The organism is Sulfurospirillum sp. SCADC, assembly GCF_000743525.1.
GTDB lineage: Bacteria > Campylobacterota > Campylobacteria > Campylobacterales > Sulfurospirillaceae > Sulfurospirillum.
Genome location: NZ_JQGK01000004.1, coordinates 163,702 through 170,297, shown reverse-complemented (window position 1 = coordinate 170,297; position 6,596 = coordinate 163,702). Strand labels below are relative to the sequence as shown.

The 6,596-nt window shown below is 43.8% G+C and carries 8 protein-coding genes and 1 pseudogene; 5 read left to right on the top strand and 4 right to left on the bottom strand.

What is annotated here, in order from left to right:
• Both JU57_RS13990 and JU57_RS04145 read left to right on the top strand, forming a co-directional pair.
• A pseudogene (locus JU57_RS13990) lies at window positions 1–110 on the top strand (IS982 family transposase); the annotation flags it as partial.
• Between the two features lie 34 nt (window positions 111–144).
• Window positions 145–1,485, top strand: coding sequence for a GntP family permease (locus JU57_RS04145; protein WP_037957302.1), 1,341 nt, complete (start codon window positions 145–147; stop codon window positions 1,483–1,485).
• 21 nt (window positions 1,486–1,506) lie between these two features.
• On the opposite strand, the gene JU57_RS04140 is transcribed toward JU57_RS04145, so the two are convergent.
• Window positions 1,507–2,748: a DEAD/DEAH box helicase gene (locus JU57_RS04140; RefSeq protein ID WP_037957301.1), complete on the bottom strand. Its 1,242-nt coding sequence runs from the start codon at window positions 2,746–2,748 to the stop codon at window positions 1,507–1,509.
• Between the two features lie 140 nt (window positions 2,749–2,888).
• Between JU57_RS04140 and hemJ the strand changes: the two genes are divergently transcribed.
• Complete coding sequence (hemJ, locus tag JU57_RS04135; protein ID WP_294875790.1) at window positions 2,889–3,401, top strand: protoporphyrinogen oxidase HemJ; 513 nt, start codon at window positions 2,889–2,891, stop codon at window positions 3,399–3,401.
• A 22-nt stretch (window positions 3,402–3,423) separates the two neighbouring features.
• On the opposite strand, the gene JU57_RS04130 is transcribed toward hemJ, so the two are convergent.
• Genes JU57_RS04130 through JU57_RS04120 form a run of 3 tightly spaced genes read right to left on the bottom strand, consistent with a single transcriptional unit; the run spans window position 3,424 to window position 5,337 of the window.
• Window positions 3,424–3,693 (bottom strand): hypothetical protein, encoded by a 270-nt coding sequence (locus JU57_RS04130; RefSeq protein WP_037957297.1) that lies wholly within the window; start codon window positions 3,691–3,693, stop codon window positions 3,424–3,426.
• Window positions 3,680–4,840 (bottom strand): cytochrome b N-terminal domain-containing protein, encoded by a 1,161-nt coding sequence (locus tag JU57_RS04125; protein ID WP_037957295.1) that lies wholly within the window; start codon window positions 4,838–4,840, stop codon window positions 3,680–3,682. Before JU57_RS04125 ends, JU57_RS04130 begins: the two co-directional genes overlap by 14 nt.
• The gene (locus tag JU57_RS04120; protein ID WP_037957293.1) at window positions 4,837–5,337 is read right to left on the bottom strand and encodes a Rieske 2Fe-2S domain-containing protein; all 501 of its coding nucleotides are present in this window, start codon (window positions 5,335–5,337) and stop codon (window positions 4,837–4,839) included. The genes JU57_RS04125 and JU57_RS04120 overlap by 4 nt, the downstream gene beginning before the upstream one ends.
• 147 nt (window positions 5,338–5,484) lie before the next feature.
• On the opposite strand from JU57_RS04120, the gene JU57_RS04115 reads away from it, so the two are divergent.
• Both JU57_RS04115 and JU57_RS04110 read left to right on the top strand, forming a co-directional pair.
• Window positions 5,485–5,700 carry an RNA-binding S4 domain-containing protein gene (locus tag JU57_RS04115; RefSeq protein ID WP_037957291.1) on the top strand — a complete coding sequence of 72 codons (216 nt, stop codon included), beginning with the start codon at window positions 5,485–5,487 and terminating at the stop codon, window positions 5,698–5,700.
• Between the two features lie 37 nt (window positions 5,701–5,737).
• Entirely contained in the window at window positions 5,738–6,514 is a 777-nt protein-coding gene (locus tag JU57_RS04110; protein ID WP_294875783.1) for an ADP-polyphosphate phosphotransferase, read from the top strand.
• The last annotated feature ends 82 nt before the right edge of the window (window positions 6,515–6,596 follow it).

The following is a 6,596-nucleotide window of genomic DNA, read 5'->3' as shown; positions in this document are numbered from 1 at the left end:
CTACAACCATTGGTGGCTTTTTAACAAAGCTCAAACTTTTCATCACCGCTTATGCTATCAATTGCTTTTTGAAGCTTGGTGATGACAAAAAAGCTCTACTGTTTAACTAGCAGTTTGGGTTTATAAACTAAAGAAGGAGTCAGAATGTTAATCGTTATCTTACTTGTAGCGATAGGATTTATCGTACTTTCAACCAGCAAATGGAAATTACACCCTTTTATTGCCCTGCTTGTTGCGGCATATGGAATTGCGTTTAGTGTGGGCATGAAATACGCCGACATCGCAAAAACTATCACATCAGGTTTTGGAAGTATTTTAGCGTACATCGGTATCGTCATTGTGCTTGGAACCATCATCGGTGTTATCTTGGAAAAAAGCGGTGCTGCCATTAAAATGGCAAACGTTGTTCTTAAAATTGTGGGTAAAGACCGCCCTATTCTTGCGATGTCCATCATCGGCTATATCGTCTCGATTCCTGTTTTTTGTGACAGCGGTTTTGTTATCTTAAACGCCCTCAAACGCTCCATGGTCAAACAGCTTAAAGTTTCAGGCGTAGCGATGAGTGTCGCCCTTGCAACAGGACTTTATGCCACCCATACGCTGGTTCCACCAACACCAGGCCCTATTGCAGCGGCAGGTAACTTGATGGTAGGAAATCTTGGTTTGGTCATTCTCGTGGGTCTATTTGTCGCTGTTTTCACGATGCTTGCAGGTTATTTTTGGGCAATGAAACGAGGACCATTGTACCAAAGTGGTGAAGACCTTGATATTGACTTAGAAAAAGACAGCGAAGTTCAAGCCAAATACGGCACGCTTCCTAGTGCATTTAAATCGTTTGCGCCTATTTTTATTCCTGTTCTTTTGATGGCAATTGAGAGTATCGCAAAGCTTGCATTTAAAGATTCTAGCGAAACGTTTATCTATAAATTTTTTGTTTTCTTAGGTCACCCTGCTAACGCGCTTTTTGTCGGTGTACTTTTTGCAAGCCTTTTACTTCCAAAATGGAACGAAGAGACGCTTTCAGGCTGGGTTGGTGAAGGCGTTAAAAACGCAGGTGAGATTCTCATCATCACAGGAGCAGGTGGAGCACTGGGAGCTGTTCTTAAAGCCAGTGGTATTGGTGATTATCTGGGACTAACGCTTCAAACACTTAGCCTTGGCATCTTTGTACCGTTCATCATCGCAGCAGCCCTTAAAACCGCTCAAGGCTCTTCCACGACGGCACTGGTGGTGACTTCGACCATTATGTATCCATTGCTTGCCAGTTTAGGACTCGATAGTGAAATGGGCAAAGTCCTCACCGTTATGGCGATTGGCGCAGGCGCACTTACCGTCAGCCATGCCAACGATAGCTTTTTCTGGGTTGTCTCACGTTTCAGTCAAATGGACGTTCCAACCGCATACAAGGCATTTACTATGGCAACTTTAGTACAAGGACTTGTGACCATTGCAGTCGTTTATGTTATGTCTGTTATCTTTATTTAATGCTCTTTTAGGTGCCGGCTCTTAGGAGCTTGCACCCTCTTTTTGCGCTTCTCGTAACTTGTCTTTTTTACTCTTGCGTTTGCCTTTGATGGGCGCACTTCCCTTCTCTTTTACAGGTGCCTCGCCTATCAGTTCAAACCCTTTGATCTGCTCTGTTTCAAGCTTCACACCACAACGTTTTTGAATCAGTGCAAAATGCGCCTTGTCTTTATGGTCTATAAATGAAATCGCCAAACCCTCTTTACCCGCACGCCCTGTTCGTCCGATGCGGTGGATGTAGTCTTCCGTTGCGCGAGGTAAATCGAAGTTGATGGCACAACTCACATCGTCGATGTCAAGCCCACGTGAAGCGATGTCGGTGGCAAATAAAACACGAATCTTTCGCTCTTTAAAGGACTTTAACGTCCATGAACGGTCTTCTTGAAGCAAATCTCCATGAAAGGATTCCGCTAAAAATCCATGCTTGCGAAACTTCACCGCGATGTTGTCGCACGCGCGTTTATTTGCCATAAAAACCAAAACCAGTTCCCATGTGTTTTCACGCAATAACTGACGCAACAGTGGTGCTCTGTTTTCTTTATTGACCTCGATGGCACGTTGCGTGATAAGCTCAACCGTTGGTGCTTCCGCTTCAATGCTCACTTCCACCGCACTTTTCGTTATCTTGGAAGCAATGGCTTGCATTTTTTCTGGGTAGGTTGCCGAAAAAAGAAGGTTTTGGCGTTTTTCGGGTAAGGCTTCAAGAATGGAGCTCAGTTCTTGCTCAAAACCAAGGTCAAGCATCTTATCCGCTTCATCAAGCACAAAAAACTCGACACGAGAAAGGTCAATCTGTTTTTTGCTCATGATGTCTAGCAAACGCCCCGAAGTTGCGACCACGATGTCACACCCTTGTTGGATGTCATAAAGTTGCTCACCGATCTTCTCACCACCGATGATGCTCACCACTTTGGGTTTTACATGTAAACATTTTCCAAAGCTTTTAAACGCCTCAGCGACCTGTACGGTAAGCTCCCTCGTAGGCGTTAAAACCAATGCCTTGATCTTCGCTTTTCCCTCGCCTTTACTTGCTCTCCAAAGCTCCAACATCGGCAGTACAAACGAAGCACTCTTACCACTTCCCGTTTGCGCTCTTGCCATGATGTCTTTTCGCTCCAACACAAGAGGAATCACTTTTTCTTGAATGGACGTTGGCGTAGTAAAGTTCTCTTGCGCAAGCGCTTCGAGGATTTGAGGGCAGAGTTTGAGGGTAGAAAATGGCATGGTTTGGCATCCTTTGTGTCTTTGTCGGCATTGTAGAATAGTTTCACTTTAGAGCAGGTTTGAGTCGTTTACATGTAAAGCCAGTTTAGGGTAAGTTTGTGGTGTTATAATGTGTATGCAAAATGAAAAAAGGATAGATGTTGGAACACTATAAATGGTTGCTTGCCTTTCACATTATAGCGTTGATGTCGTGGATGGCGATGTTATTTTACTTGCCACGGCTTTTTGTTTACCATGTTGAGCATGCTGAGAAAAAAGAGTTTGTGGAAGTTGTAAAAATTCAAGAGTACAAAATCTATAAGTACATCGGGCTTCCTGCCTTTTGGGCGACCCTTGCAAGTGGTTTTGGCATGATAGTGTTTGACCCACAACTGCTCTCAAGCGGTGGGTGGATTTATGCGAAGTTTACGGTACTTATTGCGCTCACATTTTATTCGTTTTCACTCGAAAAGTACCGTTTGGAACTTGCTAATGACACGTGCACTCAAAGTGGTAAATTTTTCAGAGCTTACAACGAAGTCCCTACCGCACTTGCCATTTTAATTGTCGGATATGTCATCACCAAGAGCTTTTCATGGGCATTTACCCTCATTACTTTAGGTATTTTTGCCATGATTATTGACGTGATTTTGGATGGAAAAAAGAAACCCTAGTCTTTACATGTAAAGCGTTTCTTTACTCGGTTGGCTTGGAGCGTTGCAAAATAATTTTGATGTACAGCAACGCCGAGAGTAAAAGAAAATACCCCACAATGCTATACCCGATCACATCACGTCGGCTCATCTCTTTTTCGTAAATCGCTTTTTCTTCATTCGTTTGCATTTTAAGTTGCTCTATGACAACCGCACTACTCTGTGGAACACACTGCTTCGGTAACCACTCAAGCCCAATAACAAGTACAAAAATGCACATCACGATTGCCGCAAAAATTTTAAGATTTGGCATAAAACTCCTTCCCAGACAAAAAAGGCAAAATGAAAAAAAGTGCCATTAACACAGTGGAGAAGAACAACCCAACCCACAACGTAAGCGTCGAACTTGGTAATTTTCCTAAAATACTAAGACCTATCAAAGAGACTACCAACGCCCAAAACCACACCAAAAAGAAAGGGCGCTGATGTGCAGGAATGCGACGAGGGTTTCTGTCTAACAGTGGCATGAGTAAAAGCCCAACATTAACCACCACCAACGAAGCCATGCCGATGTACGAGCCTTTGATCATCCCGATGTCAAAGAAAAAGCTTTTCAACAACTGCAACATCCATAAAAAATACCACTCAGGGTAGATATGTGCAGGTGTATCGCTCGGATTTGCAGGGGTGAGATTGAGCGCATCAAACGCCAGATAGTCATGAAAAAAGACGCAATAAAAAAAGAGTGCTAAAAAGAGTGTACACGCCAACAATGGCTTTAAAACGGCATTGGAGAAAAACGGTTTTGGCTCTTTAGGGGTGATGGCGTGTTTGCTAAAACGCTCCTCTTTGCTTACATGTAAGCCTTTGCGATTCCATGAAAGCTTCGTGGTCGCGTACCACTTCACAAAATCCGTATGCACAAGTATCATCAGGACAATGCTTAAAGGCATCACCACAATGTGCAAAGTGTAAAAGCGCAACAACGTGATGCCACTCACACTAAAATCGCCCCGTACCCACAGCACGATGTCTTCCCCAGCCCCTGGAATATACTCCAACAAACTGGTTATTACCTGCGCCGCCCAGTAACTCATCTGCCCCATTGGAAGCACATATCCCGTAAAACCGATGACCATACAGCAAAAGTAAAGCACCATGCCACTGTACCAATACTTCGTTTTGCCGTGTTTGTAAAACCCAAAATAAAGCATGCCCAAGAGATGAATGTAGAGCAGTAAAAAGAAAAAGGTTGAACCAAGCGCATGAATTTTTCGCCACAACCAACCGTAATTAACCTCTTGCATGATGGTCGTATGCACACTCACAAAGGCTTTGTCCGCATCGGGAATATAGTGCATCGCAAGAAAAATGCCAGAAATCAACATCAAAAGGCACAAAACCACCATGATAGCGCCTGTGTAGAGTAAAATATTGAAGTTTTTTAGTTTCGCATTCATGCCTTCGCCGCTTCCATGAGTTGGAGGTACGCCTCACCCACCTCTCCGACGATAATCGTCTCGTTGAGCACTTTAAAAGGAGGAATGACCAAGGGCTTCGTAACAGGGCTAGCAAGTGCGTTGCCATTGTAGTCAAACTGCCCGTTATGACACGGACAGATAAAGCGTTTTGAGGAGGCATCATACTTAGGCACACAGCCTAAATGGGTGCAAATCCCCACCATCACCGTGTAATAATAGTCGCCAATTTTAATATCTCGTTTTTTATCTAACACCATCGTAGCGTCTTTTTTGAGGATAAAAAGCGGTTTTTTCTGCCACGAAAAATAGGAAATTTCATTCAAATGTAACGACATGGTATCAATGTAAGTTGCCGCATCAAGGAGTGCTTTTTTGGGTGGTTCTAAGGACTGAAACATCGTACCGACCGTGTAATACACACCCGTCCCCGTCAGCGCTAAGAGCGAGTAATTCACCAGTCTTCGGTTTCGATCCATCCCCATTTTCCTTTATGCAACGCTTTGCGTGTGACTATTTTACCAAAAAGTTCCCTCAATAAAATTTTACTGACTTTTGGAAAGCCCTAAGAGGTTTACATGTAAAGATGGATTCGGATATTATTACCCATAAATAAAGGAATTAACATGAAATTTGAACTAGAAGATGACTTCATAGAGCTCTTTAAACTTCTCAAAGTGACAGGAGTTGCCGACAGTGGCGCACAAGCTAAGATGCTCATCGAAGAGGAACAGGTTAAGCGAAACGGTGAAGTTGAGCTTAGAAAACGCGCTAAAATCGTCGCTGGCGAAGTGATTGAAGTAGGCGATGAGAAGATAGAAGTTGAGAGTGCTTTAAAATAGCCCATTTAGACTTTACATGTAAGGACAAAGATGAATCATGAAACTAAAAACAGAAAATTTTCTCGTTCATGAGAGCACCAAGGTTGACCTTAAGAAGTCCCCTACCCTTATTAAAGCATTTTACAAATCCAAAGAGGACTACGAAGATGCGCTCAAAGAGGGCGTAAAAGAGTTAAGCGACTTGCAAGAACTGCTTTACGCATCCAATAAATACGCCGTACTGTTGATCTTTCAAGCGATGGACGCGGCAGGAAAAGATGGTGTCATCAGGCATGTTCTCTCAGGCATCAATCCCCAAGGGTGTCAGGTTTTCAGCTTCAAGCATCCCGCCGCCACCGAACTTGAGCATGATTTTCTCTGGCGCACGACGTGCGTTCTTCCTGAACGAGGACAAATAGGCGTTTTTAACCGTTCGTATTATGAAGAAGTGCTCATCGTTCGAGTTCATCCTGAGATATTGCAAGGACAAGGACTTCCCGATAGCGTGCTGGGTGAAGAGACGGTTTGGAAAGAGCATTACCGCTCCATCACGGATTTGGAAAACCATCTCCACCGCAACGGCACCAAAATCATCAAATTTTTCCTCCACCTTTCCAAAGATGAGCAGAAAAAACGCTTTCTTGATCGCATCGACAAACCCAATAAAAACTGGAAATTTAGCCTTGCGGATCTGGAAGAGCGAAAATACTGGAAACAGTACATGCACGCCTACGAGTCCTGCCTCAGCGCCACTAGCACCAAACATGCCCCATGGTACATCGTACCCGCAGACGACAAAAAAATGCCCGTCTCATCATCTCAAATATTCTTTTAGATACTTTCAAGGCGCTTGATATGCACTACCCTGAAGCGGATGACAAACGGAAAGAAGAGTTGAAGGGGATAAGGCAGAGGTT

What these genes read in the sequence shown, in the direction of transcription:
- JU57_RS04140 (WP_037957301.1), bottom strand. Translation starts at nt 2,748, where the DNA reads ATGCCATTTTCTACCCTCAAACTCTGCCCTCAAATCCTCGAAGCGCTT.
- JU57_RS04130 (WP_037957297.1), bottom strand. Translation starts at nt 3,693, where the DNA reads ATGCCAAATCTTAAAATTTTTGCGGCAATCGTGATGTGCATTTTTGTA.
- JU57_RS04125 (WP_037957295.1), bottom strand. Translation starts at nt 4,840, where the DNA reads ATGAATGCGAAACTAAAAAACTTCAATATTTTACTCTACACAGGCGCT.
- JU57_RS04145 (WP_037957302.1), top strand. Translation starts at nt 145, where the DNA reads ATGTTAATCGTTATCTTACTTGTAGCGATAGGATTTATCGTACTTTCA.
- JU57_RS04115 (WP_037957291.1), top strand. Translation starts at nt 5,485, where the DNA reads ATGAAATTTGAACTAGAAGATGACTTCATAGAGCTCTTTAAACTTCTC.
- JU57_RS04120 (WP_037957293.1), bottom strand. Translation starts at nt 5,337, where the DNA reads ATGGATCGAAACCGAAGACTGGTGAATTACTCGCTCTTAGCGCTGACG.
- JU57_RS04110 (WP_294875783.1), top strand. Translation starts at nt 5,738, where the DNA reads ATGAAACTAAAAACAGAAAATTTTCTCGTTCATGAGAGCACCAAGGTT.